The organism is Microbulbifer weihaiensis, assembly GCF_048323715.1.
Lineage (GTDB): Bacteria > Pseudomonadota > Gammaproteobacteria > Pseudomonadales > Cellvibrionaceae > Microbulbifer.
Genome location: NZ_JBLWFL010000016.1, coordinates 22,532 through 48,525 on the forward strand (window position 1 = coordinate 22,532; position 25,994 = coordinate 48,525).

The following is a 25,994-nucleotide window of genomic DNA, read 5'->3' on the forward strand; positions in this document are numbered from 1 at the left end:
AGCGCGGGATGAGACGAAGTTGGGAATTATTTCCCACAAAAGCTAGCTTATAAAAGAAAAGCCCCGCACAAGCGGGGCTTTTCTCTGAGTCGGGTTCTGTGCTCAGTCCGGCAGGCGGAATGTGATTGGCAGGGAGAACTGGTACTCCTTCTTGCCCAACTGCGCCGGGGTTGCCGGGTAGGGCTCGGAGCGGTTGACCGCGTCCACCGCTTCACGGTTGAGACTGGCATAGCGTGACTCTTGCACGGTGGTCACGTCCTTGAGTTTGCCGTTGGCATCAATCGTCACGTTCAGGGTGACACTACCTTCCTGACCGCGATCCTGGGCACGCTTGGGATAGCGGATGTTCTTGAAGGTATGGCGTATCAGCATGGAGTGATAGATCTGGCGTGCCAGAATCATATCTGCAGTCAGCGGCGCTTCATCTTCTTCCTCAAGCTCGTCTTCAGGTTCCGGCTTGCGGGTGGTGGTGGGCTTGAGCGGCTGAGGCTTGGACGCGGCCACCTGCTGTGCAGCCGGCTTTGTTACCGGCGCAGGCATGGCCGGTGCTGGCGTATTGAGGGCCGCCAGTGTGGGGGCTGGGATATCGGCTTTCAGGTCCGGTTTCGGCTTCGCGGCGGCAGCAACCTGTGCCGGCTCCGGCGTTGCCACATCGGCCGCACTTTCTTCCGTGGCCGATTGCTGCTCCACCATCTGCTCGACCTGGGCAATGCGGTCACTGGCCGGGGCCAGGCTCTCGTAGGTCGCGAGAATACCGGACTCTACCTGGCCTGCGCGAAGCAGGTTGTCGCGGTAATCGGAGGATGGTGGAACCGCACCCACCCATGCACGCAGCAGGGTGTTAAAGAATTCACGGTCTGCGATTTCGCCGAGCTTTACGCCGTTCAGCGATACCGAGGTAGCGCCACTGCTAGCCGCATAGTCGATGCGCAACTGGTCACCAGCCACAAAGCGGCCTTTGAACAGGTTGGCGAAGGTCACCATGTTTTGCGCCTGGCTTGACAGCGTATTGCCCGGGTTGTTGATGGCAATACCTTCGAGCCACTGGTTGCGGAAGCGGCGGGCAGACAAATGATCTGCAATCACCCGGACTTCAAGGCGGCGAGGTGTGCCGTTATCCAGCAGGTCGCCAACATTGTCCGACAACCGTTCAGAATACACAGCTGCGATATACCGGTCTTTATTAAATTGCTGTTCCAGAGCCAGTCCATTGAGTAGCGGGACCGCATTTGCAGTCAGGGCCGTAGCGAACAGCAGCAGGGCAATGACAAGATTGGTCGTTTTCATTTTTGATTTGGTATCTTCTGGAAGCCGGATGGGAAGAAACCGGCAGTTAAAGCGGTGAAAAATGAATCAAATACCCCAGAAAATTTTTCACGCACTTCGGGAACACCCTCCCCCCGAAAGGTGTATGTCCGACGATTTCCCTGTTGACCTGTTAGGATTAAAATTTGTTCAGGCCAGTGGCGAAACTGATCAGGACTGACCACAACTCTACTGCAACTGCAACGGAGTTCAACCCTGAAATGGGTAAAATGTCTCGTTTTTTTAAATTCTCAGGATACCGGGGGAGACAGCTATCACTTTAGGCCTAGAATGCACCCTTTATTTGAGCATTCAATTGTGCCCGGCACCGTTAATATGCGATGGTGCGTAAATTTCCCGGCCGAAGTTACTACTCAGTTTTTCATGGATTACAAACTACTAAGTGATTACCCACGAGATGGGGTAGATCGCCTTTTGAACGTCATACATCTGTTTCGTGATATTCGTGCAACCAGCGAGTGGCAGTACGATGTATTGCTGAAGCGTTCGCGCCTGGTTTCCCTGTCCGCGGGGGAACCTCTGCTGCATGTTGGCGATGTTGATCAGTGGGTCTACTTTTTATTGCGCGGTGAGTTACAGGTACATGTAGATGATGCGGCGGCTGCCAGCGGTGATCGTCCGCTGGCGGTGATCCGGCCAGGAGAGGTATTTGGCGATTTGTCGATGTTGCTGGCCGAGCCGCGCAGCGCAACGATTGTTGCTTCTCCCGGCGGTCAGGAGATTCAGGTGTTGGCAGTGGACTGCACACTGTTTGGCGATCTCGAGGATTTTTCCCTGTTGCACCTGCCGACCAAGCTGGTCTTCTATCGCAATATGACACATTCCCTGCGATGGAAGCTGGAAGTGTACCGCTCGAAATACCCGAACCATGAGCTGGCCAATAGTCACCGGCGGTTGAAGCTCTACACGGGGCCCAAGAACAGCAAGGAAGAATTACTGGCCCTGGCGGATCAGGCCAGGGCACTGGCGCGTATTCTGCTCGATTGGAACGCCGAGTTTGGCAGCGGGCACTTGGCCACGGAAGAGGCTGACATGTCGGACTTTCTGGAGTCCATTCTCTCTTGATCCCAATGCGCTGAACGTTGGCAGGTCACTCGCGGGTGACCTGTCGGGTATTGGGTCGATTCTGTCTCCGTGTTATCCCTTCCTTATATAGCTGTGCCTTGACCCGTCCCCGGGGACAGGCATTTTCATCGTATATCTGATCCGACGGCATGTGGATTTCGTAATCAGACAGGTTTAGCCGCTGAGCCGTAATCCATTTGTGCCAAAATGCGCGCGATTATCTCCAATTAACACCTGGCTCTTTCAATATCTGTAATCTGGTTTAGGTCTGTTGGTATGAACTTTCTGGTGAATCTCTGGCGGCAGCGTAATTACCGTGTGGCCCTGATCGTAACCCTTGTTTCATTGCTGTGGCTGCTGAGTGGCTTGGTTGGACGCGATGTTGAGAATGACGAGGCTGTATCGCGGGTGAGTGCGACCGCGGTTGCGGAGCCTATGCGGGTAAAGGCCCGGCGCCTGCAAGCGCAGCCTTATACCACCCGGGTGCTGGTTAACAGCCGTACCGAGGCGAACCGCAGTGTGAAGTTGCGGGCTGAGCTTGATGGTGCGATTGCATCGCTGCCGGCCAAAGAAGGTGATTGGGTACGCGCCGGCGATGTTATCTGTGAGATCGCGGCTGAGGATAGGCCGGAACGCCTGGCCAGGGCGCGCGCAGCGTTGCGCAAAGCCGAGCTGGATTTCTCCGGAGCAGAGAAGCTCAAAGGCCGGGGGTTGCAGTCTGAAACGGCAATGGCGCAGCAGGAGGTAAATCTGGCGAGCGCGCGTGCGGATTTCCGGCGGGCACAGGTCGATGTGGCGAGCCTGCAGATTCGCGCGCCGTTTGACGGCGTGGTCAACAGTCGGGCAGTCGAGCTTGGTGATTTCATTCGCCGTGGCGAAGAGTGCGCAACCCTGTTGGATATGAACCCGATGTTATTGGTGGGAGAGGTATCCGAGTCCCAGGTGGCCAAACTGCAAACCGGCAGCGTCGCCAGCGCCAAACTGCAACAGGGGCAGCTGGTTGAGGGAGAGCTGCGCTATATCAGTCAGGAGGCGCACCCCGTTACCCGGGGCTACCGGGTGGAGGTGGCACTGGACAATGCCAGCAAGCAGTTACGCAGCGGGATCAGTGCACGGATGGCGCTTCCCAGCGGCGAAGTGATGGCCCACCGGGTCAATGCTTCGCTGTTGACGCTCGATGACAACGGTGACCTGGGGCTGCGCATACTGGATGAGGAGCGGCGTGTACAGCTGGTGAATGTGCAGATGGTCAGTGATGAACACGACGGCGTCTGGGTCACTGGCCTGCCGGCCCAGCCAACCATTATTACGGTTGGTCAGGAGTATGTGACCCGGGGGGAAACTGTGTTGGTGGAGTTTGAAGATGCGCACGGCGATCTGCCTGCCCCGCAGCGTAATGTCTCTTCGTATTCAGAGCCCGAAACCGACGATCTTCTGGATCTTCGCGGAGAGGAGCAGAAGCAATGAGCTTGCTGGATGGTGCGGTTGATCGATTTCGCAGCAGCATCAGCTTGATGCTGCTCATCATCATCATGGGAATCGCTGCGCGAGCAGCCATGACGGTTGAATCCAGCCCTCAGGTAAACCCACCGATTGTCATCGTGCAGGTTCGGCATGAGGGTATTTCACCGGAAGACGGTGTGCGCCTGCTGATCCGTCCCATTGAGCAAGAGGTACGTGCGCTTGAGGGGGTCGAGGAGGTGACGGCAACGGCGCGGGAGTCACTGGTATATCTGGTGATTGAGTTTGATGCTGCCGTTGATATTGATGACGCGGTTGATGAAGTTCGCAATGCCGTGGATCGCGCCAAAGCGGAGCTGCCACGGGATGCTGACGAGCCTGTGGTTGAAGAGGCATCAGCACAGCCATTTCCCGCCATTGTGGTAACGCTGGCTGGCGATGGGCTGGGTGAGCGGGAACTGTTGCGCAGCGCCCAGCAGCTCAAGCGCAAGATAGAAAACATCTCGGAAGTGCTGTCGGCAGAAATCACCGGCAACCGCGAAGAAGTTGTGGAAGCCACCATCGACCCTGTGCGTCTTGAGCACTACCAGGTTACCAACAGCGAGCTGATCAATGCGGTGGTCGGCAATAACCTGTTGATTCCGGCTGGCGAAATGGATGTGAGCAAGGGGCGCTTCTCGGTGAATGTCCCGGGCCTGATTGAAAGCGCCGAAGATGTTTACCAGATTCCCCTAAAGCAATCGGAACTTGGTGTGGTCAGCCTCGGGCAGGTTGCGGATATTCGCCGCACTTTCAAGGATGCCGCCACTTACACCAGCGTCAATGGCCGTCCGGGGATGGCTATTAATGTCGAGAAGCGTGCAGATGCTAGCGCAGTTGACCTGGCGGATGCGGTGCGCGCGGCTGTCAATGCGGAAAAGCCATATTTACCCAAAGGGGTCGATGTGGATTTTGTGTTTGACATGTCTATGTTCGCGCGGGATATGGTCAGTGAGATGGAGGGCAATATCCTGACCGCCATGCTATTGGTCATGATTATCGTGGTGGCGGCGCTGGGATTTCGTTCGGGGCTCCTGGTGGGCTTGGGGATTCCGTTTTCTTTATTGTTCGGTTCAATCATTACCTGGTACCTCGGCTATTCCTTTAACTTCATGGTGATGTTTGGAATGCTGCTGGCGCTGGGGATGCTGATTGATGGCTCTATCGTCATTACCGAATACGCCGACCGGAAGATGGCTGAAGGGTTGTCGGCCCGGGTCGCATACGCGATTGCTGTGCGGAGGATGTTCTGGCCGGTACTCGCATCCACCGGTACTACCCTTGCGGCTTTCCTGCCGATCATTTTCTGGCCCGGTGTAGTGGGTGACTTCATGCGCTACCTGCCGGTTACGGTGTTCGCCGTGCTGGCGGGTTCTCTGGTGTACGCCTTGTTTTTCGCACCGGTGCTGGGGTCTGTAATCGGCAAGAGCGCCATAGACCTCAAAACCCAGCACTATTTGAAGGCGCTGGAGTCTGGTGATGCGGCAACCCTCTCGGGAATCACCGGTGCCTATGCAAGAGTGCTGGGCCCGATCGTTCGCTATCCCCTGAGCTCGTTTGCGGTCACTGTTGGTGTACTGGTCGGGATCTTTTTTGCCTTTTTACACTTTAATCCGGGTGTGGAGTTCTTTACCGAAACCGAAGAACAGTACGGCAATGTCGAAGTCCGAGCCCAAGGTAATCTTTCCCTGGAAGAAAAAGTCGCATTGGCCAGGCAGGTTGAGCTTGCGGTATTGAAAGTACCGGAAGTCCGCATTGTGTATACGGCGGTAGGCGGAGGCGGTATTTCTGGAAACCGCGAAAAGGCACCGGATCAGATTGCCAACCTGCTCGTTGAGCTGGTGCCGTCCATGGAGCGTCAGCGCAAAAGTCGCGAGATTTTCGCGGATATCCGCGAACAGACGGCGGGCTTTTCCGGAATCAAGACCAGCGCCAACGAATATGAAGGTGGACCTCCTGTGGGCAGGGACATTGTGCTGGAGCTGCGTGGCAGGGATTACGATGTACTGCTGGCGGAAACCCTGCGCCTGAAAAGGGCGCTGGTCAATGACTTTGACGGCCTGCGCGACATCGTGAGCACGGCCCCGTTACCGGGAATTCAGTGGGAAGTAAAAGTGGATCGCGCCAAGGCTGCTCTTTACGGTGCGGATCTCACAGGGGTGGGGCGCGCGGTACAGCTGGTGACAAATGGCGTGCTGATGGCGGAGTACCGCCCCGACGACTCTGACGAAGAAGTGGATATCCGTATTCGCTACCCGGACTACGCTCGAGGCATTAGCGCGCTGGATGACCTCCGGATCAATACACCGCAGGGTGCGGTACCTGTAAGCAGCTTTGTGACCACGGAAGCGCGCCCCAAGGTGGACAAGATCGAGCGGGTTGATGGTGTTACCCGGATGCAATTGAAAGCCGATGTGGAGGACGGTGTACTGGCCGATAACAAGGTGAAGGAAATCCGCCAGTGGTTGGAATCGCACCCGGTAGACAGTTCAGTGGAGCTCATATTCCGCGGCGCCGACGAAGAACAGAATGAGACATTGGTGTTCCTGCAGGTGGCGTTTTCGCTGTCATTGTTCCTGATGTTTATTCTGCTGGTGACCCAATTCAACAGTTTCTACCAGTCCGCACTTATTCTGTCGTCTGTCATTATGTCGACGCTAGGGGTGATGCTGGGCCTGACGATCACGCAGAGCACCTTCAGTGTGATCATGACGGGGGTCGGAATTGTTGCCCTGGCGGGTATCGTGGTGAACAACAATATCGTGCTTATTGATACCTATAACTATGTTCGCAAGGCTGAGCCCGAGCTGAGCTCCGGGGAGGCGGCGGTCAAGGCTGCCGCACAGCGCTTGCGCCCGGTATTCCTGACGACGGCTACAACCATTTTGGGGTTGCTGCCTCTGGCCCTTGGTGCAAGTGTGGATATGGTGGGGCGTACGGTGGTCGTCAATGGTGTGATTGCTTCCTTCTGGGTGAAGCTGGCGAGCGCCATTGTATATGGGCTGAGCTTTTCCACACTGCTCACTCTCCTGGTTACTCCAGTCATGTTGGCGATGCCGGCTCGGCTCAAAGAGTTGCTGGCTAGATGTATGCCGCGGGGGAGAATACGATTGCCGGGGCGGGAAGAGCATTAGCCTTCCCCCGCCTTACAGACATAAAAAACCCCGGAGAACCGGGGTTTTTTTATACTGACAGAAAGTCAGGTGATCAGGCTTTTGCTTTCGGCGGACGACCGCGACGACCTGCAGCCTTTTTGGCCGGGGCGGCGCCAGCAGCTTTCTTGGCTGGGCGGCCTGGCTTCTTCTTGGCAGTAGCAGCTTTAGCCGGGCGGCCTGGCTTCTTCGCTTCTGCGTCAGCAGCTTTCTTGGCTGGACGGCCAGGCTTCTTCTTGGCAGCAGCCTTGGCTTTAGCGGCAGCCTTTTTAGCCTTCTCGGCTGCCTTCTTCTTGGCGGCAGCGGCTTTCTTCTTCTCTGCAGCAGCCTTCTTCTTGGCAGCTTCTGCTGCTTTTTTCTTGGCAGCAGCGGCTTTTTTCTTGTCTGCAGCCGCTTTTTTCTTGGCAGCGGCGGCTGCTTTTTTCTTCTCTGCAGCGGCCTTCTTCTTGGCGGCAGCGTCAGCTTTCTTCTTCTCTGCGGCGGCTTTCTTCTTCTCCGCGGCAGTCAGTTTCTTGATGATTGCTGCTTCTTCTTTAGCGACAGCCTTGGCAATTTTGGTTGCCAGCGCGTTTTCGGCAGCGATGCCAGCCAGAGCGGCTTTGGCGTCGGTAGCGGCAGCTTTGGCAGCAGTGGCAGCTTTCTTGGCAGTAGCGGCGGCGGCCTGGGCAGCCTTCAGCTGCTTCTGCTGAGCGGCAGTTTTCTTCTTGCCCTTTATAGCTTTTACTTTGTCCTGGGCTGAAGTCGCTTTCTTCGCTGCGGCATCAGCGTCTTTGGCAAGTTTGTCAGCTGCTTTTTTGGCGTCTGCTTCCTGTGAGCTGCGGGCTTTGTCCAGTTGGGCTTTAAGAGCGGCAAGTTCCGCTTCCAGCTTGGCAACCGGGCTCACAGCAGAGGGAGCCTTCTTTTTTTGCTTGCTAGCGGCCATAAATTTTCCCTGTGTCTGATCTTGATTTAAGAGTTATTTTGGATGAGTGGAATTCATCGCGCTAATTGCAGCTTATTTATATACTTGAATGCAAGTGTTTTAAGGGTGTTTTTGCTCCACGATGATTAAATTTAAGGTTTTTTTTACATTTTTAGCGATTATCTGGCTCTGTCTGTGTGGTGCCGGAAGTATTTACGCTTTTTTTGCGACCGGAAACGTCGCGTGGATGGGGGTGGCGGTGAATGCACTTGCTCTTCCAATCTGGCTTCTCGCCCGGCAAATTCGCTCGACTGAAATTGCTCCTGATTTGCGAGAATCACCGGCCTTTGCCGGGGTATTGATCGGGTTGGGCGTGGCTCTCCTGCTGGATACAAAAAAAGGGATGGCTGTTTATTTGGCTATCTATAACCTTTTTGTTTTCCTGCTTTACCTGTATCACCTGAGTGCCATCCGCCATCCTTCAATGGTTGCAGTGAACTCGCGCTTTCCGCAGCTGCAGCTGGCAGATAGTCAGGCATGGGACGCCGCAGATAATGAGGGCGATTGTGGTGGTTTTCTGCTGTTGTTTCTCCGCGGAAGTTTTTGCGCCGAAAGTCGCTGGCAATTGTGGCAACTACTGGCAGCGCACGAGAAACTGAGCCGGAGCAGCGTCAGGCCTGTTCTGATCAGCATGGAGTCCCGGGCTCAATGGCTTGAATATTTCAGGCGAACTCAGTCGGCGGATATTCCGGATAGCTGGCTTTTCCTGGAATTGAATGGCTCGGCGGAATCCAACGAGCTATTTATCGCTAATAGCGGTGCGCCACTGCTGTGCTGGCATCAAAAGAAGGCTGCGGTACGTCCCAGTGCCTGGCTGCTGGATACAGAAGGGTACGTTGTCTGGCGACACCTGCCAGCAAATTACCGTGATCCGGGGAGTATTACGCTGATTGCGGATCAGCTCTACCGGTTAGAAGAGTAAAACCCTCCCAGTCTGTAAAGTGATACTGGTTAGTGGCGGCGGGGAAAAGAAGGAATAGGATCCGGAGTGGGAGGCCCCCAGCCGGAGGGGGAGGGAGCCGATAGCCTGCAAATCGTAAATTCAGAGTGGGCCGTAGGGGAGGTAGCGATTATCCGAGTGTTGACGGATCCACAGGAGCTGCTCCCGGGTCAGTGGGGATTTTCGCTGGCGCAATGACTTCGCCAGAGGAATTACCGGTGATTCAGCCCCGCCCTGCCAGTCAGGCAATTGCATCTCGGCCAGGGTGAAGAAACGGATCAGGGCCCAGATTTGCTCACCATCCATTACTGCTGATTCTTCCAGCCACTGCTGGGCAGGTAGCCCTGCGAGCCAGTTGGCCTCCTTGAGCTCGTCGTCAAGGGTGGTCAAAGATTCGGTGTCTGTGCCCATAGCAGTGAGCAATTTTTCCAGCAAGGCCTTATCGAGCTCCTGCCGTGAAGACGTGTTACTTTCCTGATTCTCTGGTTCCCAGGCGCCCACGCTCATAAATACCCCTAATCTTGACGATACGTTAATGGATGAAACTGCGGCGTGATTATAGCGCCGTCACCCGGGAGCGTGGATAGCATGCGGGGAATTCTGCATAATTCGTTTTCCATAAATAAATGACCCGAGGATCTCGTGGAATACATCGATCAGCCGATAGCGGCGCAGAAACGGGTGGCTCTGGTGGCACACGATAACCGCAAGGCGAGCCTGATTGAGTGGTGCCAGAAGCACCGCGCTGTTCTGGAACAGCACCAGCTGCTCGGAACCGGCACCACGGGTAGCAAGATCGAGGCGGCGACCGGGTTAGCGGTTGAAAAGCTGTTCAGCGGTCCGATGGGGGGCGACCAGCAGTTGGGGGCGAAAATCTGCCAGGGTGAGGTGGATATTCTGATTTTCTTCTGGGATCCCTTTGAGCCTATGCCCCACGACCCCGATGTGAAGGCGCTGTTGCGCATCGCTGCGGTGTGGAATATTCCCGTGGCGTGTAACGGCAGCAGCGCGGATATGATGATCCATTCTGCGCTGATGGAGCGCAGCTTTTCCCGCCTGGTACCTGACTATCAGGGCTATCTGGACTCCAGAAAGGCGGAAACAGCTGTATAAAAGATGATCTTAAATTGGGCGGCTGTTGCATAACCCTTTGATTTTAAAGGATTATGTTTTTGCCCGGCAGCTGGCGCTTGCATTGCTGGTCATTTCCCGGCACTCTTGCCCACCTGATTAGACCGGTATAACCGGCGTAATTCGAATTTATAAACAGTACGGTGTTATATGAGTAGACGACGCGGTAAGGCCGTAGAAGAAGAAAAGGCCGATATCGACCTGACCCCCATGCTGGACGTCGTGTTCATCATGTTGATCTTCTTCATCGTGACGGCATCCTTCGTAAAAGAGAAGGCGTTGGATGTAAACGTGCCAGATCCAGATCAGCAGGTTGAGACCCCTCCGAATGAGGACAAGCAGAATATTCTGCTGACCGTGAACTCTGCGGATGAGATCTGGATGGGCCCCAGCCGTATTGACAGTCGCGCAGTACGTGCACGTATTGCTCAGCTTTACGCAGAAAACCCGCAGGCGATTGTTATCGTTCGTGCGCACAACAAGTCCAGTGCAGACACTTACGTTTCCATTGCCGACGCAGCCAAGGCGGTCAATCCGAACATCCAGGTATCACTGGTACCGTTCGACGACTCCAAGAAGCGCTAAGTTATACCCTCCGCGGAGGGGCTCCTCTCACAGGAGCGAAAAAAGCCAGCAATGCTGGCTTTTTTTGTGCCTGGTATTTGCGGTAACTGAAATCTCACCCGCAAGCCAAGGCTCGCCTGATCGGCCCCAAGTACCCCGGGGCCGTGGCAATTTTCACCTTAGAATTCTGAACGAATTGCCCAGAGATCCGGAAATACCGGCTGGAACAGGGTACTTTGCAGGTAGCCGACACCGCTCGAGCCGCCGGTGCCCATTTTACTGCCGATCGTTCGCTCCACCATTTTCACATGTCGATAGCGCCACTGTTGCAGTGACGTGTCGATGTCCACCAGCGCTTCGCAAATCTGGCTGACCAAGGGGTCGTTACGGTATACGTCTATCAGCACGCGCTGAACCGCGGCGGAAGGCTCAGCCTTCAGGCTGAAATCGCGCTCTAGTACCGCGCGGGGAATGTCATGCCCTTCGATAGCCAGGAACTTCAGGAAAGCATCCCAAAGTGTTGGTGCTTCCAGGCGTTTTTGCAGGCGCAGGTAATGATCTGAGTCGGGTTCGTAATTGCCCAGTTTCGATGCATCTTTAGCACCGTACAGGAACTCCAGCTCGCGAAACTGGAAAGACTGGAAGCCACTGGCTGTGGACAGGCGGTCGCGGAACGAATTGAATTCCAGCGGTGTCAGTGTTTCCAGGATGTCGACTTGCTGGATCAGGGTGCGATAAATCGCATCGACGCGCTTGAGTGTATGCAGGGCGCGGTTGCGCTCTCCGTTATTGAACAGGCGCACCAGGAAGTCCAGTTCATGCAGCAATTGCTTGAACCAGAGCTCGTAGCTCTGGTGGATAACAATGAACAGGAGTTCGTCGTGCTCCGGCCCCTCGGATAGTGGCTGTTGGCATTGGAGAAGCTCGTCCACTTTCAGGTAGGAGCTGTAAGTTACGGTCATATGTAGGAATCTCTGCTGGTAAACCACTGCTTGTGGAAAAATATTTCGCGTTTTTGGTTTTTTATGCAAATTATATTGCAGGAAACCGGGAAACTTGGCGGTATTATAATGAGTTGTCGGCGGATGTTAAAAAGCCAGTTAGTGAGTCCTGTTGCCGACATGGCTGCTGATTGGTACAGCATTCTGATTGAATTGAACCTCGTGTTGCGTCCAGCAATGGCTACCATTAGGCAGCGTAACGAGAGTTAGGAAGGTTGGCTGTGGTCATTGGCGAAGTACGCATCCTGAACGCGTTCACCCCAAGCCTCCTTCATTAAAGTCAGAGACATCAACAGGCGAGTACAGGCGAAAACCCATGCAGAGTTCATGTGCAGAAATTCAGGTCAGTCAGAACGAACGGATCCTGGAAATATCCATTCACCGTCCCGAGCGAAAAAATGCGCTGACCATGGCCATGTATTCTGCGATGGCAGAACTGTTGCAGGATGCGGCGGAAAACCCAGAGGTGCGTGTAGTTATTTTGACCGGTACCAAGGGGGTTTTCACCAGCGGAAATGACCTTACGGACTTTCTCGGCGGATCGGCATCGGGTGAGGAGTCGCCGGTTTTCCAGTTCATGCGGGCACTGTATGAATTTCCCAAGCCAGTCATTGCCGCAGTCAGTGGTTACGCAGTAGGGATAGGCACCACCATGCTGTTGCATTGTGACCTGTCGATTGCCGACGACGATGCGGTATTCCAGATGCCGTTCGTCAATCTTGGCCTATGTCCTGAATACGCATCCAGCTACCTGTTGCCGCGGATAATGGGCCATGCCAAGGCCTCTGAGCTCTTGTTGCTGGGCAAGAAGTTTGATGCGCAGACCGCAGCAAGTGTAAATATTTGTAACGAAGTTGTTTTCGCGGGTGAAGCTCTGGAACGCGCCCGTGAGTACGCGCGAGAAGTGGCTGCAAAGGCTCCGGAAGCAGTGCGGCTGACGAAACAGCTGCTCCGAAAGGGCACTTATGCCAGCGGGATGGCGTTTATCCGTGAGGAGGCTGGGCACTTCCAGGCGCGGCTACAGTCCGAAGAATTCCGCGAGGCGGCAACGGCATTTATGGAAAAACGCCCTGCGGATTTTTCCCGGTTTAGCTAAACTGCCTTCGCGCGTTTTAAGAAGACCGCCCTCAGGGCGGTCTTTTTTATTTGCGAGAAAAACACTCGCACAGCCCTGTCATTTTTGTTCGGAAAGACTGTTTAGGGGGTTATTTTCAATACTGAGGAGCGCTTCCAGTCGCAAATGGGACATGCTTCTCAATTCAGGAGTCGGTAAACTCGGACAATTACCGACACGGATGTCTTACTGCCGGTATTTTAAGTGAATCGTGACGTGCGCAGTATTGGGGCATAAATTCAGGCAGCGGCCCGCTGCATCTCCACAACAAAAACTAGATTCAACGATGACCACCTGCTCTCGTCTTCTCAAGCAATGTATCCAGAACCTGTTCATCCTGGCCAGTGTCTTTATGGCTGTTGGCGCCACTGCCGAAGCGAGAACGGATGCCCGGCCCCTTATCGTGGGGCCGGCGGAGCAGGGGGATCTCAGAACGGGCCAGAGGGAAATCTGGCACGACGTTAGCGGTGAGGCTGGTCTGGATGCGGCCTATACCGCGTATCTGTCCGGCGATTTCTCCGCGCTCACATCTGCCGGCTCCACCGGGCTGCAACAGGGCTCTTTTTGGAGTCACTTTGTTCTAGCCAATCCGGCGGCGACACCAGTCACGCTGAATATTGAGTACGTTGATCACCAGTTGATCGGCCTTACCGCATATGCCAAGCCGGCAGAGGGCGGGATCGCGGACTTTACTGTGCTTGCGCAGCTGGATATGGGCGAGCCGTTTGATCGCCGGCCGGTGTTCCATAACCGCTTTGTATTTCCCGTAACGCTGGGGGCCGGAGAGTCCCTTGAGTTGATGGTACGCTTCGACTCCCATGAAGCCGGCTATGTTTTCCCCAGTATGCGTATCTGGAGCCCGGAGAACCTGAGTAAGTACCACACCATGGAAACTGCCCTGCTGGCGTTTCTGTTCGGCGGTATTTTTCTGATCGCGATTTTTTCCTTAACCGTTGGGATCACGGTGCGTGAAAGCAGCTTCTTCGCGTACGCCGTGTATGGCATATCCAAAATGGTGGCCTGGGGCACGATTCTTGGTTTTACCCAGCAGTACGTATTGCGTGACAACTTTCACTGGTCATACATGTCCATGGCTGGCGCGGTAAGCATCCTGTGTGGTGTATGGTTTGACCGGCTGTTCCTGCAGACCCGTAAGTACACTCCCCGCTGGGACTACGTGTTGGTATTGATGATGGTCAATGCGAGCATGTTGTTGGTGAGTGCGATCTTCCAGCTCAAGACCCTGGCGCTCATCACCATCACACTGGCGCTGCTGCTGTACCCGATTTCAACGGTGATTGCACTGGTTCGCTGGCGGCAGGGCTCGAGCGAGGCAGCTGTATTTGCCATAGGCTGGACATTGCTGCTGATCGGGCTCTTTTACCAGGCGCTGCGGGATCTCGGTTATGTGGAGCACAATCTGGTGAATTATTATTTGCCGCCGCTGAGCACATTTATTGAAATGATTACCATCATGGCGGCAATGGGGATGAAATTGCGCCGTCTGCGCCAGCAGAGTATGGAATCCGAGCGGCAGTACCGCCGCCATCTGGAGCAGTCGAAGGTGGAGCTGGAGGCGCTGGTGCAGGAGCGCACGGAGGAACTGGAGACAGCAAAACAGCAGGCGGAACTCGAAGCGCGCACGGATCCACTTACAGGTATTCGCAATCGGCGCAGCTTCCTGTCTGATGCGGATATCTGTATCAAGCAGGCACAGCGCAAGTCGCTGCCGGTGAGCCTGTTGATGTTCGATATCGACCATTTCAAGTCGATCAATGACAATCACGGCCACGGAATTGGTGATGAGGCTCTGCGCCGGTTCAGCGAGACGATCCTGAAGAAAATTCGCGAAACGGATGTTTTCGGCCGGCTTGGTGGTGAGGAGTTTGCCCTGCTGATCGTAGAAACGCCGGAAGATGCGTTGCGCACCGCGGAGCGACTGCGGGCCTGCATTGCCGATATTCGCCTGGAGTGCGGTGCCAACCTGGTGCAGTTCACCTCCAGTATCGGCATTGCACACCAGGCTGGTGATGCAGCGGTGGAGCAACTGCTCAAACAGGCGGATCGCGCCTTGTACCGTGCAAAAGAGAGCGGCCGTAATGTCGTGCGCGAATATTCTCCCCACCCGGTGCCCAAACCCGCCCTGGAGGGCGCTTCGGAGCCGGCGTAACTCGGCCGCCTAAGGCGAGTGGGAACCTGTAGGGTACTTGGACTTTTCCCGCTCCTGTAAAAACGCGCGAACTTTGTCGGGGTGGTCAGTAAACAGGCCATCAACCGCCACCTGATCGACGAAAAGCGCCAGCAGCTCACTGAAATCTGTAATACCGGCAGGCAGTGGGCCGCTATCGGCCCTGAAGGTATAAGGGTGCACGGCCAGGCCCAGCGAGTGCGCATTTCCGGTGAGGTCGTTTACGGCAACGGAGCCCCCGGAGATGTCCAGCAGCATGGGATACCAGGGCCCGATACCACTGGCGTATTGCGCTATACGCTTGAGTCCATCGCCTGTACGCATCCATGCATAATCGTAGTTAACCCAGGCTCCACTCTGTTCAACCTTTTTTTCTCCCCAATGGCTTTCGGCGATCAGCTGTATCAGCGGTAAGTCCATGTCGAGTTCAGGCATCAGCCTGCTGTGAATGCGTTGAAGCTCTTCAGCGTCAAAGCATTGCAGGAATACCTTTTGCTGCCCGTTGATATAGCCGTATTGCTTCAGTACCTCAAGCACCTTGCGCGCAATATCGCGACCTTCGCGGCGGTGGAACGCGGGTTTTTTAATCTCCGGATAAATCCCGGTGTCATAGCCCAGGGAATGATTCAGGCCCTGGATCAATTCGAGCTCTTCTTCGAATGTGGCCAGCTGGAAACTGGATTTCCACAGGGGGAATCGCCTTGGGTGTTTAGGTGCCTGAAGACCGAGATGGGATACAAATGCTTCCGTTACCCGCAGCCGCTTAAGTTCCTCGAGGGTGAAGTCTATGGCATAGAAGTGGCCGTCTTCCCGGGCCCGCCCAGGAAAGCGGCTGGCGACATCCGTTACCCCGTCGAGGTAAATATCGTGCATCACGATCAGGTGATTGTCTTTGCTCAGCACCAGATCCTGCTCGATGAAATCGGCCCGCATGCCGTAGGCCAAGGCTTTTGCCTCAAGAGTGTGCTCCGGCAAGTAGCCTGAAGCGCCACGATGAGCGATGACCAGCGGCTCTGCCCGGACTCTGCGATCGGCGAGGCTAGGAAGTGATACGAACAGTGCTATCGAGAGGAGAGTGCAACAGGCACCGGTGAACCTGGTTTTGTGTTGGTCGGTGTTATGCATTGGGAGAGCGCCAGCGGTTGCCTTGTGATTTTCTTCGACAGCAACATTACCGGGTAAATTTGACAATAAAAACCGCAGTTACGTGTGGCGGGCGCGGCCCACGAGGGCGGGCCGCGAGTTTTGCTAGTGGTGGGGGGGTTACTGGACTATCTTTATCCATTCTCCAGGCTTGGGTTCTCCGCGGGGGTAGTAGCCGTTCAGTAAACGCAGTTGCTCTTCTGCATAGTCGCCGATTTCCATATGTCGGGCCAACGAGGAAAAGGTCGTCTTGTCGTTGGCTTTGACATACCGCACCCGCTTGATATCCGGCTTTACAATATCTGTTTTACGCAGCGGGCGAAAACTGCGGATACTGGTCAGAAACAGGTCGTCGTATTCGCCAGCGGTTTCCTTAGCGCTTTTCTTGCTGTCTGGCGCTGCCAGTACTTTTCCCTCGAGAATGTACTGGCGACTGCCGTAAAACAGGATGGCAACGCGATCCGGCTGTTCGGCCCGGCCGATTGGCAGCTTTCCGGTATGTCCTTCCAGGCGATATTGACTGAGCGCTTCGTCTTGCTCAAGGTTGCGAACATCGTAGACACCACGCAGGGCCATGTCTGCCGGCTGGTTGCCATCCCGCTTGTCGACTTTGATGGTAAGGGTCGCAGAGTTATCGGGTGCAGTGCCCACGATTGCCGAGCGCTGGTTTTCGACCTTCCAGCCCTCCGGGAACAGCAGGGAGAAACCCAGGCTCTTGTGGTTGAACCGGTTTTTCTCACTTTCCTGGGCATTGGTGCCGTAGACAATACCTTCGGTTTTTTCCCGGTAGTACTCGGATTTCACCACTTTCTTGTCTTCCGGCAGTTTTCCCGCGGCTTCCACCACTTCCCGCAGGCGAACGTCGTTACGCGGGTGGGAGGAAAACACCCCGTGGTAGGTCTGCTGTTTGCTGCCCTCAATGCGGGCGCGTCTGCGGGCGAAGGTTTCCTGATCCTTCAGCAGGGCGATGACATTGATCATGGCCTGCGGATCGTAACCCGCGTTGTACATGTATTGCGCACCAAAACGGTCCGCTTCCAGTTCCATGTCGCGGCCATAGCCCTTGACTGCAGCGGTACTCCACAGATTGGCGACGTCGCCGACAACGCCGCTGCCGGTAACCAGCACCGACAGCACCGAAGCAACGCCGGCGCCGGTCGCTGCAGTTTTCTGGCGCACCGCGTGGCGCGCGGTAATATGGCCCACTTCATGGGCCAGCACCGCTGCCATTTCGGCCTCTGACTGCAGATAAGTGAGCAAGCCGCGGTTGATATACACGTAGCCGCCGGGGAGGGCGAATGCGTTGATGTCCTGGCTGTCGATGATGGTGAAATGGTAGGTCAGGTCGGGACGGTCACTGGATTTTGCGATTTTCTGCCCCACATGCTCAACGTAGGCAGTGAGGATAGGGTCGTTGTAAATCGGCGTACTGGCGACCAGTTTTTCATGCATCTCCCGACCGATCTTGATCTCTTTTTCCTGCGACATCAGCACCAGATCCGGCCGGTTGGTGGCCGGGTTGAATGCACATCCGGTGGTTGCTGCCAGCAGAATACCAAGCAGAATTTTATTCAGCGCGTGCATAGCGTGTCTCCTGTCGTTGTCCGGAAAAGGGCAGGCTGCTCCGGGAAGATTATTGTTTTACCGCAGGGTGTCAGCGGCTGGCGGATTGCGGCGGCAGCAAGAATTCCTGAAGCTGCGCAGCCATGCCTTTACAGGCATTGTTTTGCACCCTTGCAATCAGCGGAATCGGAACCACGATTGCTGGCATATATGAGGTGCCCTGGGCATCGGCACTGATCTTTCCGGAAAGCTCCTGGTCGCGGAAATCCCAGACAGAGGCCTCGTAATCCGACTCCTTGTCCCAGGTGCCAAAGCCAAAACAGCCGGCGCCGGCGGTGCCGATCGAGCAGCCAATGGAGCCGGCGCTCGAGGTGGTTTCCGTTGAGCCATCAATCCACACAATGTACTTAACCCCATATTTCTCCATGCGGTCACGGACTTCCGGGACATCCATCAGCTTATCCAGGGATTTGATGTGCATGGGGGCAGTACGGGGCTCGAACCAGGGGTAGAGCGCGTTGACGAACTGCTCTTCGGGAATGATATTGATCCCGGCCTTGGGGTTGTGCAGTGTTTTGCCAACACAGTCGATAAGGTCTGGCTCAGTTTCATATTCACTGGAGTGGCGTCGGCCCAGGATGACGACGGAATCTCCCAGGGCCAGCTCACCACTGCTGCGGCGATATTCATCAATGACTACGGTGGTACACCCGCTGGCAAGAACTGCCAGGGATAGAATGATCAGGCTTTTCACCGGTACAACCTCCATGTCTACACGTTGTGATAGCAATCGCCAGAGGCTGGAAGCTACTCACTGGTTTCGGTTTGCTTCATTGTCAGGGCGCGTTGCTTGTTGGCGATGAGCGCCTGCAGTTCGGGAACGCGTTCGAACCCGGTATATAACGTGGCTCCGGCATCGCGGAGCGCAATATTGATTGCCTGGGCAAGTGCGGCCTCCTGGGATTTAAGGAATGCCGTCGGGGTTTTGCCGTAGGCAGTAATCACCCAGTTGGCGACAGCCTCTCCCTGCGGGTTATAGGCGTGCATGTCGTACTTGATCCAGACTTCGAATATGTTCACCCGGGTTTCCCGTGGCATGGTGAACTGTAACTCGCGTACTTCCGGCACGATCACCAGGTCGACCCCGCTGGGGAGGTCGGTCGGGTACTGGTTCAGATTGATGGTTTCCTTGAACATCGAACCGAGCACGGTTTCAAACAGGTTTTTCTGTGCACGGCCGGTATTGATGTTCCATTCTTCACTGTCGTCGCGGTTTTCCTGGTAGGTGAATTTCTGGAAGTCATCACTCAGGTACACGCCAACTGTCAGCGGATGCGCTTCACCGATGGGTTGGGGGAACTCGCCGTCGACGCGCACGGTATGCGAGCAGGCGGCAACAAGCACGGTCAGAATGACCGGAAGAAACCGCCCGAGTGAAATCCTTATATTTAGCACGCCTTTCATCCTTGGCTCCTGCCCGTTGTGCGGGCTATCTGAAATCATTCAATCCGACAAAGGTACCGCCATTACGGTAAGTCAGTTCGCGCATCAGAGCGGCAAACCGCAGCCCCGTCGTCTGCAGGTGCAGTGGTCGCGAGAACTGAATGGGAAAACCGATTGCATGGATACGTACCATGCGCTGGTCTTCCCCGCGCTGGGCATTCACCCGGTCAACCGCCAGCATCACATTGCGAATGGACTTGCCGGTAAACTCGTCTCCCAAAACATAAATACTGATTTTTTTATTGGGATCGTAGAATGTGCGTACCGCTTTCTGAATGCCTTCCACCGGGCTGGAATTACTGAACGGGTTCCAGGAACGCAGTCGATCAATCACCACCTGGCGGCGTCCCGGTGTATCGGGAATCCACTTGCTGCGATAGTTGGAAAACATGTAATCGCCCATGTCATTCATCACCTGGATGCCTTTGACATTGGGGTAGAGATTGAGGGTATTTACCATTTCCTCGATCATGCGATCCCAACCGTAATTGAACATACTGCCGGAGGTATCGATGATGAACAGGATGTATTCACTGTCGACGGGGATGCCTCCGATGACATTGTTCTTGCGCTGGTAGTTTTCACCGAGCAGGCGGCGCATTTCATCGGTCATGGTCTGCAGGGCGATGGTGAGTTCGCCTTTCAGCTTGCCCTCTTCGCTTTCGCCTTCCGTCTTGCGCGCATACATCGCCTGTAACGTTTCCAGCTCGCCCTTGAGCTTGGCAATGCGCTTGGTTTCTATATCCAGCTGTTCTTTTTTGGCATTGAGGTCACGGTTGAGGATTGTGGTTTCCCCGCGGATTTCCGCCAGCTGCTCCTGCAACAGCTCCACCTGTCCATCGAGATCTATCTCGGCCTCTTCCAGTACCACGGGCTGCACGGTTTTGGCGATCATCAGGAGCAGGACGATGGCCCCAAAACCACAGCAGATCACGTCGAGAAAAGAAATGCTGAACTCTTCCTGTTGGCGTTTCTTGCGCGTACTCATTACGGCCAGTCCTTTGATGGTGCGAGGAAAGACCCCTGGGTTTCCATGGCCAGCTTCCAGAATTCACTGGCCGCAAAAGGATCACCTTCCATCGGCGCCAGAATCACATTCACGGGAATGCTTTTTGGCAGTGCGTCCACCGCATCGCGGAAAAGCTTCAGCCGCTCCTTCCCGGAAATGGTATTGCCTCTGGGCTTTTTCATGCCCTGCGTTGGCAGGCCATCGGTGATAAGAATGATGTTGTCCGGAAGGGGGGACATATTGTTCACAGCCTGGAAGATACGCTCCAGGCTGGTGCCATCATTGGGCACGATGTCATCCAGTTCCTTGATTGCCTTGTCGAGTTGATCCCGGTCATCCACATTCAACCAGCGGTCTTCCGTACCGACGAGCGCTGCACGGAAACCGGTATTGAAGGTGTAGATCTGGTACTGGCTTTCCTGGGGAAACTGGGAAACTAGCCAGGACACGGTCTGCTTGGCACGGCGCCATTTTTCCGTATTGCGTTTCACCGAGTCGGACATGTTGCGTGTGCGGATGACCTTGATCAGCTCGTCGCCGAGCATGCTGGCGGAGGAATCCAGGAGTACCAGGATGCGGTCACCGCCGAGGCGCAGACCCGTGAGGTACTGGCGATCCCCATCGCCGACAAACTTGCGCACATTGTTGCCAAGTTTTTTATTCTCGGCTTCCAGCTCTTTCTTGGCCTGCTCCAGTTTCTTGAGCTTTTCCTGCAGGCGAGCGATGTCCATTTCGTCTGAACTGCTGTCTACTTCGGCGATGTTTCCCTTCACTTCCTGGATCTGCTCCAGAATCCTGCGTGCCAGGCCCTGGGCTTCGGCCAGTTCATCACTGGTTGTGTCGAGCGTATTACGGGCCAGCACCAGGTGCTCGCGACCAAATTGAACCTCCTCCTGCAGCAGGTTTACTTCTGCAGACAGATCCAGATGTTCGGCCTCGATGTCGTGGTCGGAGCCGTGTTTGATGATCAGAAAGATCAGGGCCACCGCGCCGAAGCCGCAGGACATGATGTCCAGAAACGACAGGCTGAAAGTGGTAAAACGCCGATTCTTACGCGCCATAGTGCTCTACGCTGATTGCAGTGATGACATCTTCAATATTGGCTGCGCCAATCCGGTCGCCCGCGGTGAGATTGACCGGCGCGGAAATTTGCTCGCCGTTCAGCATCAACTCGGCACCGGCATCCACCCGTAATGCCAGGCGCCCGGCGTGATTGGTCACGGTCGCTGCCGGATGGCTGGGTGGTGTGGGGGTAAGTTCAAGGCGACCCTCCTGCCAGCTCACGAACAGGGGCTGCTGGGCCGCCAGTGCCCGATGCCCGAAGAGAAGGTGGGTGGCGGCGGCCTCGGCAGCGGCGTTGACCTGAATGGCTACTTCATTGGCAGGGGCGGAGCTGAGCGCGGTAATCAGGCGCAGGTTGCCATGGTCATTGTGCATTTCCTGCCAGCGCTGCTCGGACGCCTGGGCAACGGCGTTGTGGGGCAACAGGTGAATGCGTTCTGCGAGCTGCGCGCCGCCCGGGATATCGGCCCAGCGATGGGATACAAAAGAAATGCTGGTGGCATCGCCGAGGTTTTCGATCATCGCACGCACCCGGGACAGTATCGGGGTGCTGGCGTCCTGCAGCTGGCGCAGGCTGACTTTTGCAGTGCGGTCGTCGAGCTCGGCCATGACCTCCCCCTGACGCATGGCTTTCGCAATCCACTGCGGCATCAGGTCGTACAGTTGCTGTTCCGCGTCCGCCGAGTGCAGCGGGTCAAAGCGGCACTGCATGATGAAGGCATCTGTAAATACTCTGGCCCACGCATCCTGGAAATGCTGTAGTCCGGCGTCGTTCACTGTTTCGGCAATATCCAGTACCGCCTGCTCGTGCACTGCAATCCGACTGACCAGGGTCTGGTGGCGCTGCAGCTCGATGTGGAGGTGTGTCCCCCTCGGCGCACAGCTGCTGATACACGCTGTCGCCGCATCGACAAGCGCCACCACATTGAATGGACTCTCCTTGATGACGCCCAGCAACAGCGCGAGTTGCTCGCGGGTAAAGTTGCCGGGAACGGCCAGCGCAAATTCATCGGCGAGATCACAAAGGCCGGCGATTTCCCGAAGATGGAAAAAAGCCAGGTCGGCATGGTGTCGGCAACCCGGGTTTTCAGACTTTACCGACTCGAGGCTCAGCCTGCGCCAGAACTGGTGATTGACCTGGGTGGGGTGACTGCGTGCGCGCATCAAGGCGTGCGTGCCGGTTACTATTTCCCGGTTGTTGACGATGGCCACGCCGGGGCTTTCCAGTACTTCGTCGGTGCCGGTAAATACGCGCAGGCCACAGTCATTGATTTCCAGTACGCCTTTGCTCATGGGAGCTCCTGTTCTTAAATCGGGTGTTCGTTCCGTTGAACATCCAAGGTGTTATTCCGTAAAGAATCAGCTTACTTTCAGGAACCGCAGCAGTTTGTTGTCGCAGTAATTCTGGGTGTCGAGTACCAGGCGCTCCTGCATCAATTGCAACTGATGGGTAAAAAACATGATCACGATGCTGATGACCAGCGCGACGAATGTGGAGTTGAAGGCGACACCAAGGCTGACGGTGACCCCGGCAATGTCGCCTTCTACGGCGCGGTGGGCCTGGGCGAGCGCCTCACCAATGCCGCGCACGGTACCGATAAACCCGATCGATGGAATGGCCCAGGTGATGTAGCGCACCATCGCGAGCTCGCTATCGAGACGGTCGCCTTCTGTGTCGCATACTTCTTTAACCGAGTTGGATACCGCCGCGACGTTGCGTGTGGATCCGAAGCGTTGCAGTGCTGTCAGCAGCGCCCGCGGCAGCAGGAAATTTCGCTCTTCCTCCGGTAATGCCTGTATCGGTCGCGACAGGTCGCGCGCGTCTTCCGGCAGTATCGGCGTGCCTTCACTGACGTTGAGCAGGGCCTGGTCGAGGAGCCGACGCTCGCGGATACTGCGCCGGGCCTTCAGGCCCATAATCGCCATGGCCCAAAGCATGAGGACAAAGCAGGCTTCCTGCTCGTAGTCGCGCATCACGATGTACAGTGATCGCTGCTGGATATAGGTCTCGCCCGCGGCCTCCCGCGCCATCTGTTCCTCGATCAGCGCATCGGCGTTAGGCCGGATGATCGCCACATAAATGGCATGAACCAGAATGATGGCGCCGAGCAGCGCAAACAATTGGAAGACGAAGTCTGAAGATTTGAATTTCATGGGCATTCCCGCCTGTTTTTGGCCGCTGTTCGCGGCCACTACCTGTTCCCTGTGGTCATAGCATTTCGTCTATGGCCGGCTTCGGTTACGCACGTGTTCGTTTAAATATCCACTGGGTAGGAAACCGAGAGATCTTCTGAGATTTCCTCGCTGGCTTCATAGCTGTCCGCACTATCAGCGCTTTGCGCCTTGATGGTCTGGGTTGGCTTCTTTGTTTGCTGGACCTGTTGTTGTGTCTGTTGCGCACTTCCCACAGCGACAGGTTGCGCTGTCACTGAATCTTCCGCCGCATTCTCGCCAGCGCTATTGTCTTCACCGTTGTTGGTCTCCTGCGCGGCTACAGCACCGGGCAGCGCAAGTGCGGCGATAATGATTGCCCGCTTGAGTATTCCGGGGCGGATATGTCTGAAAAGATCCATAACCTGGTTATCCCTGTTCATCAGTTCACCCAGCGGGCTACGCGAAAGCCCACATCATTGCGCGGCTCTGCGCCGTAATCCCGATAGGACAGCCGCAGCTCGGTCAATCCTGCATGACGCCAGCTTGAACCACGAATAACGTGGTAATCGCCTTCTGCTGGCCCAACGGGATTTTCTTCACGCTTCATGGATAGCCCGGTGCCAATGGTGTACAGGTCGTGGATCCACTCGGAAACATTACCGCCGAGGTCATACAGTCCCATGGTGTTGGGCGAAAAACTGGCGACTGGCGCGGTTGCCGCGTAGCGGTCGCTATAGGTTCTCAGTACTGCGGGTACTATGTTGGCTGCGCTGCTATCGGCGTAATTGCCAGAGTTTTTACCCACGGGCAGCTTGTTGCCCCAGGGAAATTTACGCATGTTGCCGCTGTCGTAACGTGCTGCCCACGCCCATTCCGCTTCAGTGGGCAAGCGGTAGCCATTGGCGCTTGCATCAAAGCCAATCACGCGCCCGCGTTCGGTACGGTATACCTCCTTGAAACCGTCGCGAGCGCTCAGCCAGTTGCAGAACAGTGCAGCATCATTCCAGCTCACGTTCACGACCGGGAGCTGATCGTTGTCCAGACTGACGCCGTTGGCATGACTGGAACTGTGCATCCGCTGGTAGCGACGGAACTCGCGGTTGGTCACTTCCGTTGTGCCGATGTAGAAGGGGCGGGTAAGAGAAATCTGGCGCAGGACTTCATTGGCGCGCCGCCCCTGCTCGCGGCGGGAGGATCCCATGGTGAATTGCGCATTCGGGCGCATCAGCAGCATCTTGCCGCCCGCGCCGTGCTCAATTTCAGCCGGCACGCCACTCCAGCGCGCTTGCTCGCCGGTGAGTAACACCGCGCGCACAGTCTGCTGTAGCTTTGCACTGGGAACGATCGTTGTGCGGTAATCCTCGTACCCTGGCTTCCGTACGACGATTTCATGGCTGCGCGTAGGCAGGGTAAATGTCTGTCCTGCAATACCGGCGAGCTTTCCGTCAATAAATACCTGGGCGTCCTCAGGGCTACTGCTGATGGAAACCTTGCCAAACACCGCGACCAGATTGACGGTCATTTCGCGCTGCTCGCCGGCCCGCACGTCGATGCTGCGCTCCACAGTTCCGAACCCGTCCTTGAAGAAGCGCAACTCGTGGCGGCTATTGGAGGCGAGGTCGAGGTCGATCGGCGTCTGTCCCCGGAACTCCCCATCGACGGTAACACTGGCCCCCTCGGGAATGCTGACGACTCTCAGCAGGCCGTCGGCCGCACCTAGCTCGACGGTGTCGAGCTTCTGGTCAACCCCCGCAGTGACGGGGATCTGAATTTCTGCTGTTTTGTATTCCGGTAGCGAGATATTTACGACGCGGTCACCCTGAATCAGTTCTGCGGTCAACGGTGTTGTCCCCAGGACTTCGCCCTCGACGCTGACAGTTGCACCGGGCGGATTGCTGGTGATATTCACATTGGCCCAGGCAGGACGGAGGCTGGCTTCCAGAGTCTGGGTATTGTCCAGTCCCTCAATTTCAACTTCCTTACTGAATGGAAGGTAGCGGTCGGTCAGTACGGTAATGCGCACGCGGCCAGCCGGGATAGATTTGGCTAATCCCTGCTGACTTTCGATCTCGGTACCGTTTACCAGGATCCGCACTGGCACGGCGGGATTGGTAACAACCTGCAGATGTCCGGGCAGGCGTTCCAGCTTGACGGCATGTCGGCTGTTGCTGTCGCTACTTACTTCCACTTCCCCGCTCTGGGAGATGTAGCCGGTAGCGCTGATGGTGTAGCTGTAGTGTCCGGGCAATACCAGGTGGCCATCGCCCAGTGGCAGCGCCATGCCGCTGACGGAAACCCGGGCATCTGCCGGTTGGGTTTCGAAAATCAGTGAGCGCGCGACCAGCAGGTAGATCAGCATCAGTGCGCCGATTAGCAGGCAGGCAACGATGCCAATGGATTTGGGGGATAGCAGCAGCTTTTTGCTGCCCGAAGAAATCGGCGCAGGAGTAAAGCCTATTGGCTGGATGATGGACGCATCTTCACTGGATGGTTCGCGCTCGCGAACGGCTACCGCTTCCTTCGCTGTCATTTATGATTTCCTGTTACTGCGCACTTATTGATATTTCGCGTGGCGGCTCGCGGTTGCCCGGGCGGCTTTGGTGCCGCTACTGGTCGAA

Annotated in this window: 22 protein-coding genes; 8 read left to right on the forward strand and 14 right to left on the reverse strand. The window is 55.9% G+C overall.

Translation table 11 applies throughout. The annotated features are described in order from the left end of the window. Positions 1-102 precede the first annotated feature (102 nt). Positions 103-1,287 (reverse strand): TonB family protein, encoded by a 1,185-nt coding sequence (locus tag ACNKU7_RS15320; protein ID WP_418297871.1) that lies wholly within the window; start codon positions 1,285-1,287, stop codon positions 103-105. A gap of 453 nt (positions 1,288-1,740) precedes the next feature. On the opposite strand from ACNKU7_RS15320, the gene ACNKU7_RS15325 reads away from it, so the two are divergent. From ACNKU7_RS15325 to ACNKU7_RS15335, 3 genes are all read left to right on the forward strand, one after another. Next, positions 1,741-2,391, forward strand: a complete 651-nt coding sequence (locus ACNKU7_RS15325; RefSeq protein WP_418297872.1) for a cyclic nucleotide-binding domain-containing protein — start codon at positions 1,741-1,743, stop codon at positions 2,389-2,391. A 276-nt stretch (positions 2,392-2,667) separates the two neighbouring features. After that, complete coding sequence (locus ACNKU7_RS15330; RefSeq protein ID WP_418297873.1) at positions 2,668-3,858, forward strand: efflux RND transporter periplasmic adaptor subunit; 1,191 nt, start codon at positions 2,668-2,670, stop codon at positions 3,856-3,858. Then, positions 3,855-7,025 (forward strand): efflux RND transporter permease subunit, encoded by a 3,171-nt coding sequence (locus ACNKU7_RS15335; protein WP_418297874.1) that lies wholly within the window; start codon positions 3,855-3,857, stop codon positions 7,023-7,025. Before ACNKU7_RS15330 ends, ACNKU7_RS15335 begins: the two co-directional genes overlap by 4 nt. Positions 7,026-7,098: 73 nt before the next feature. Here the strand turns inward: ACNKU7_RS15335 and ACNKU7_RS15340 are convergent, their stop codons facing one another. Next, a complete protein-coding gene (locus ACNKU7_RS15340) occupies positions 7,099-7,965 on the reverse strand; it encodes a hypothetical protein (RefSeq protein ID WP_418297875.1) in 867 nt (288 codons plus the stop codon). 121 nt (positions 7,966-8,086) lie between these two features. Here ACNKU7_RS15340 and ACNKU7_RS15345 point away from each other — a divergent pair, with 121 nt between their 5' ends. Continuing rightward, positions 8,087-8,926 carry a hypothetical protein gene (locus ACNKU7_RS15345; protein ID WP_418297876.1) on the forward strand — a complete coding sequence of 280 codons (840 nt, stop codon included), beginning with the start codon at positions 8,087-8,089 and terminating at the stop codon, positions 8,924-8,926. Between the two features lie 120 nt (positions 8,927-9,046). Here the strand turns inward: ACNKU7_RS15345 and ACNKU7_RS15350 are convergent, their stop codons facing one another. Next, positions 9,047-9,451 (reverse strand): hypothetical protein, encoded by a 405-nt coding sequence (locus tag ACNKU7_RS15350; RefSeq protein WP_418297877.1) that lies wholly within the window; start codon positions 9,449-9,451, stop codon positions 9,047-9,049. A gap of 135 nt (positions 9,452-9,586) precedes the next feature. Between ACNKU7_RS15350 and ACNKU7_RS15355 the strand changes: the two genes are divergently transcribed. Further along, positions 9,587-10,057, forward strand: coding sequence for a methylglyoxal synthase (locus ACNKU7_RS15355; protein ID WP_418297878.1), 471 nt, complete (start codon positions 9,587-9,589; stop codon positions 10,055-10,057). A 168-nt stretch (positions 10,058-10,225) separates the two neighbouring features. Beyond that, a complete protein-coding gene (locus tag ACNKU7_RS15360; RefSeq protein WP_418297879.1) occupies positions 10,226-10,660 on the forward strand; it encodes an ExbD/TolR family protein in 435 nt (144 codons plus the stop codon). Positions 10,661-10,818: 158 nt separating this feature from the next. Here ACNKU7_RS15360 and ACNKU7_RS15365 read toward each other — a convergent pair whose 3' ends face one another. Beyond that, the gene (locus ACNKU7_RS15365) at positions 10,819-11,601 is read right to left on the reverse strand and encodes a tryptophan 2,3-dioxygenase (protein WP_418297880.1); all 783 of its coding nucleotides are present in this window, start codon (positions 11,599-11,601) and stop codon (positions 10,819-10,821) included. A 355-nt stretch (positions 11,602-11,956) separates the two neighbouring features. Between ACNKU7_RS15365 and ACNKU7_RS15370 the strand changes: the two genes are divergently transcribed. Beyond that, positions 11,957-12,736, forward strand: coding sequence for an enoyl-CoA hydratase (locus tag ACNKU7_RS15370; RefSeq protein WP_418297881.1), 780 nt, complete (start codon positions 11,957-11,959; stop codon positions 12,734-12,736). 304 nt (positions 12,737-13,040) lie between these two features. Beyond that, positions 13,041-14,924 carry a sensor domain-containing diguanylate cyclase gene (locus ACNKU7_RS15375; RefSeq protein WP_418297882.1) on the forward strand — a complete coding sequence of 628 codons (1,884 nt, stop codon included), beginning with the start codon at positions 13,041-13,043 and terminating at the stop codon, positions 14,922-14,924. A 9-nt stretch (positions 14,925-14,933) separates the two neighbouring features. On the opposite strand, the gene glpQ is transcribed toward ACNKU7_RS15375, so the two are convergent. From glpQ to ACNKU7_RS15425, 10 genes are all read right to left on the reverse strand, one after another. Beyond that, on the reverse strand, positions 14,934-16,067 hold the full coding sequence (glpQ, locus tag ACNKU7_RS15380; protein ID WP_418297883.1) for a glycerophosphodiester phosphodiesterase: 1,134 nt from the start codon (positions 16,065-16,067) through the stop codon (positions 14,934-14,936). Positions 16,068-16,205: 138 nt separating this feature from the next. Beyond that, a complete protein-coding gene (locus ACNKU7_RS15385; RefSeq protein ID WP_418297884.1) occupies positions 16,206-17,669 on the reverse strand; it encodes a M48 family metalloprotease in 1,464 nt (487 codons plus the stop codon). A 70-nt stretch (positions 17,670-17,739) separates the two neighbouring features. Next, the gene (locus tag ACNKU7_RS15390; protein WP_418297885.1) at positions 17,740-18,402 is read right to left on the reverse strand and encodes a hypothetical protein; all 663 of its coding nucleotides are present in this window, start codon (positions 18,400-18,402) and stop codon (positions 17,740-17,742) included. Between the two features lie 53 nt (positions 18,403-18,455). Continuing rightward, a complete protein-coding gene (locus ACNKU7_RS15395) occupies positions 18,456-19,112 on the reverse strand; it encodes a hypothetical protein (RefSeq protein ID WP_418297886.1) in 657 nt (218 codons plus the stop codon). 25 nt (positions 19,113-19,137) lie between these two features. Beyond that, positions 19,138-20,139, reverse strand: coding sequence for a VWA domain-containing protein (locus tag ACNKU7_RS15400; protein WP_418297887.1), 1,002 nt, complete (start codon positions 20,137-20,139; stop codon positions 19,138-19,140). Continuing rightward, on the reverse strand, positions 20,139-21,221 hold the full coding sequence (locus ACNKU7_RS15405; protein WP_418297888.1) for a VWA domain-containing protein: 1,083 nt from the start codon (positions 21,219-21,221) through the stop codon (positions 20,139-20,141). Before ACNKU7_RS15405 ends, ACNKU7_RS15400 begins: the two co-directional genes overlap by 1 nt. Continuing rightward, positions 21,211-22,515 (reverse strand): hypothetical protein, encoded by a 1,305-nt coding sequence (locus ACNKU7_RS15410; RefSeq protein ID WP_418297889.1) that lies wholly within the window; start codon positions 22,513-22,515, stop codon positions 21,211-21,213. The genes ACNKU7_RS15405 and ACNKU7_RS15410 overlap by 11 nt, the downstream gene beginning before the upstream one ends. 66 nt (positions 22,516-22,581) lie before the next feature. After that, positions 22,582-23,376 carry a MotA/TolQ/ExbB proton channel family protein gene (locus ACNKU7_RS15415; RefSeq protein ID WP_418297890.1) on the reverse strand — a complete coding sequence of 265 codons (795 nt, stop codon included), beginning with the start codon at positions 23,374-23,376 and terminating at the stop codon, positions 22,582-22,584. 101 nt (positions 23,377-23,477) lie between these two features. Then, a complete protein-coding gene (locus ACNKU7_RS15420) occupies positions 23,478-23,795 on the reverse strand; it encodes a hypothetical protein (protein WP_418297891.1) in 318 nt (105 codons plus the stop codon). Between the two features lie 20 nt (positions 23,796-23,815). Further along, the gene (locus tag ACNKU7_RS15425) at positions 23,816-25,906 is read right to left on the reverse strand and encodes a PEGA domain-containing protein (RefSeq protein WP_418297892.1); all 2,091 of its coding nucleotides are present in this window, start codon (positions 25,904-25,906) and stop codon (positions 23,816-23,818) included. Between the last annotated feature and the right edge of the window lie 88 nt (positions 25,907-25,994).

Excerpts from the sequence above, each read along its gene's own strand:
- ACNKU7_RS15330 (WP_418297873.1), top strand. The coding sequence starts at position 2,668 with ATGAACTTTCTGGTGAATCTCTGGCGGCAGCGTAATTACCGTGTGGCC.
- ACNKU7_RS15340 (WP_418297875.1), bottom strand. The coding sequence starts at position 7,965 with ATGGCCGCTAGCAAGCAAAAAAAGAAGGCTCCCTCTGCTGTGAGCCCG.
- ACNKU7_RS15320 (WP_418297871.1), bottom strand. The coding sequence starts at position 1,287 with ATGAAAACGACCAATCTTGTCATTGCCCTGCTGCTGTTCGCTACGGCC.
- ACNKU7_RS15420 (WP_418297891.1), bottom strand. The coding sequence starts at position 23,795 with ATGGATCTTTTCAGACATATCCGCCCCGGAATACTCAAGCGGGCAATC.
- ACNKU7_RS15385 (WP_418297884.1), bottom strand. The coding sequence starts at position 17,669 with ATGCACGCGCTGAATAAAATTCTGCTTGGTATTCTGCTGGCAGCAACC.
- glpQ (WP_418297883.1), bottom strand. The coding sequence starts at position 16,067 with ATGCATAACACCGACCAACACAAAACCAGGTTCACCGGTGCCTGTTGC.
- ACNKU7_RS15365 (WP_418297880.1), bottom strand. The coding sequence starts at position 11,601 with ATGACCGTAACTTACAGCTCCTACCTGAAAGTGGACGAGCTTCTCCAA.
- ACNKU7_RS15375 (WP_418297882.1), top strand. The coding sequence starts at position 13,041 with ATGACCACCTGCTCTCGTCTTCTCAAGCAATGTATCCAGAACCTGTTC.
- ACNKU7_RS15405 (WP_418297888.1), bottom strand. The coding sequence starts at position 21,221 with ATGGCGCGTAAGAATCGGCGTTTTACCACTTTCAGCCTGTCGTTTCTG.
- ACNKU7_RS15425 (WP_418297892.1), bottom strand. The coding sequence starts at position 25,906 with ATGACAGCGAAGGAAGCGGTAGCCGTTCGCGAGCGCGAACCATCCAGT.
- ACNKU7_RS15400 (WP_418297887.1), bottom strand. The coding sequence starts at position 20,139 with ATGAGTACGCGCAAGAAACGCCAACAGGAAGAGTTCAGCATTTCTTTT.
- ACNKU7_RS15395 (WP_418297886.1), bottom strand. The coding sequence starts at position 19,112 with ATGAAAGGCGTGCTAAATATAAGGATTTCACTCGGGCGGTTTCTTCCG.
- ACNKU7_RS15370 (WP_418297881.1), top strand. The coding sequence starts at position 11,957 with ATGCAGAGTTCATGTGCAGAAATTCAGGTCAGTCAGAACGAACGGATC.
- ACNKU7_RS15415 (WP_418297890.1), bottom strand. The coding sequence starts at position 23,376 with ATGAAATTCAAATCTTCAGACTTCGTCTTCCAATTGTTTGCGCTGCTC.
- ACNKU7_RS15350 (WP_418297877.1), bottom strand. The coding sequence starts at position 9,451 with ATGAGCGTGGGCGCCTGGGAACCAGAGAATCAGGAAAGTAACACGTCT.
- ACNKU7_RS15335 (WP_418297874.1), top strand. The coding sequence starts at position 3,855 with ATGAGCTTGCTGGATGGTGCGGTTGATCGATTTCGCAGCAGCATCAGC.
- ACNKU7_RS15410 (WP_418297889.1), bottom strand. The coding sequence starts at position 22,515 with ATGAGCAAAGGCGTACTGGAAATCAATGACTGTGGCCTGCGCGTATTT.
- ACNKU7_RS15345 (WP_418297876.1), top strand. The coding sequence starts at position 8,087 with ATGATTAAATTTAAGGTTTTTTTTACATTTTTAGCGATTATCTGGCTC.
- ACNKU7_RS15360 (WP_418297879.1), top strand. The coding sequence starts at position 10,226 with ATGAGTAGACGACGCGGTAAGGCCGTAGAAGAAGAAAAGGCCGATATC.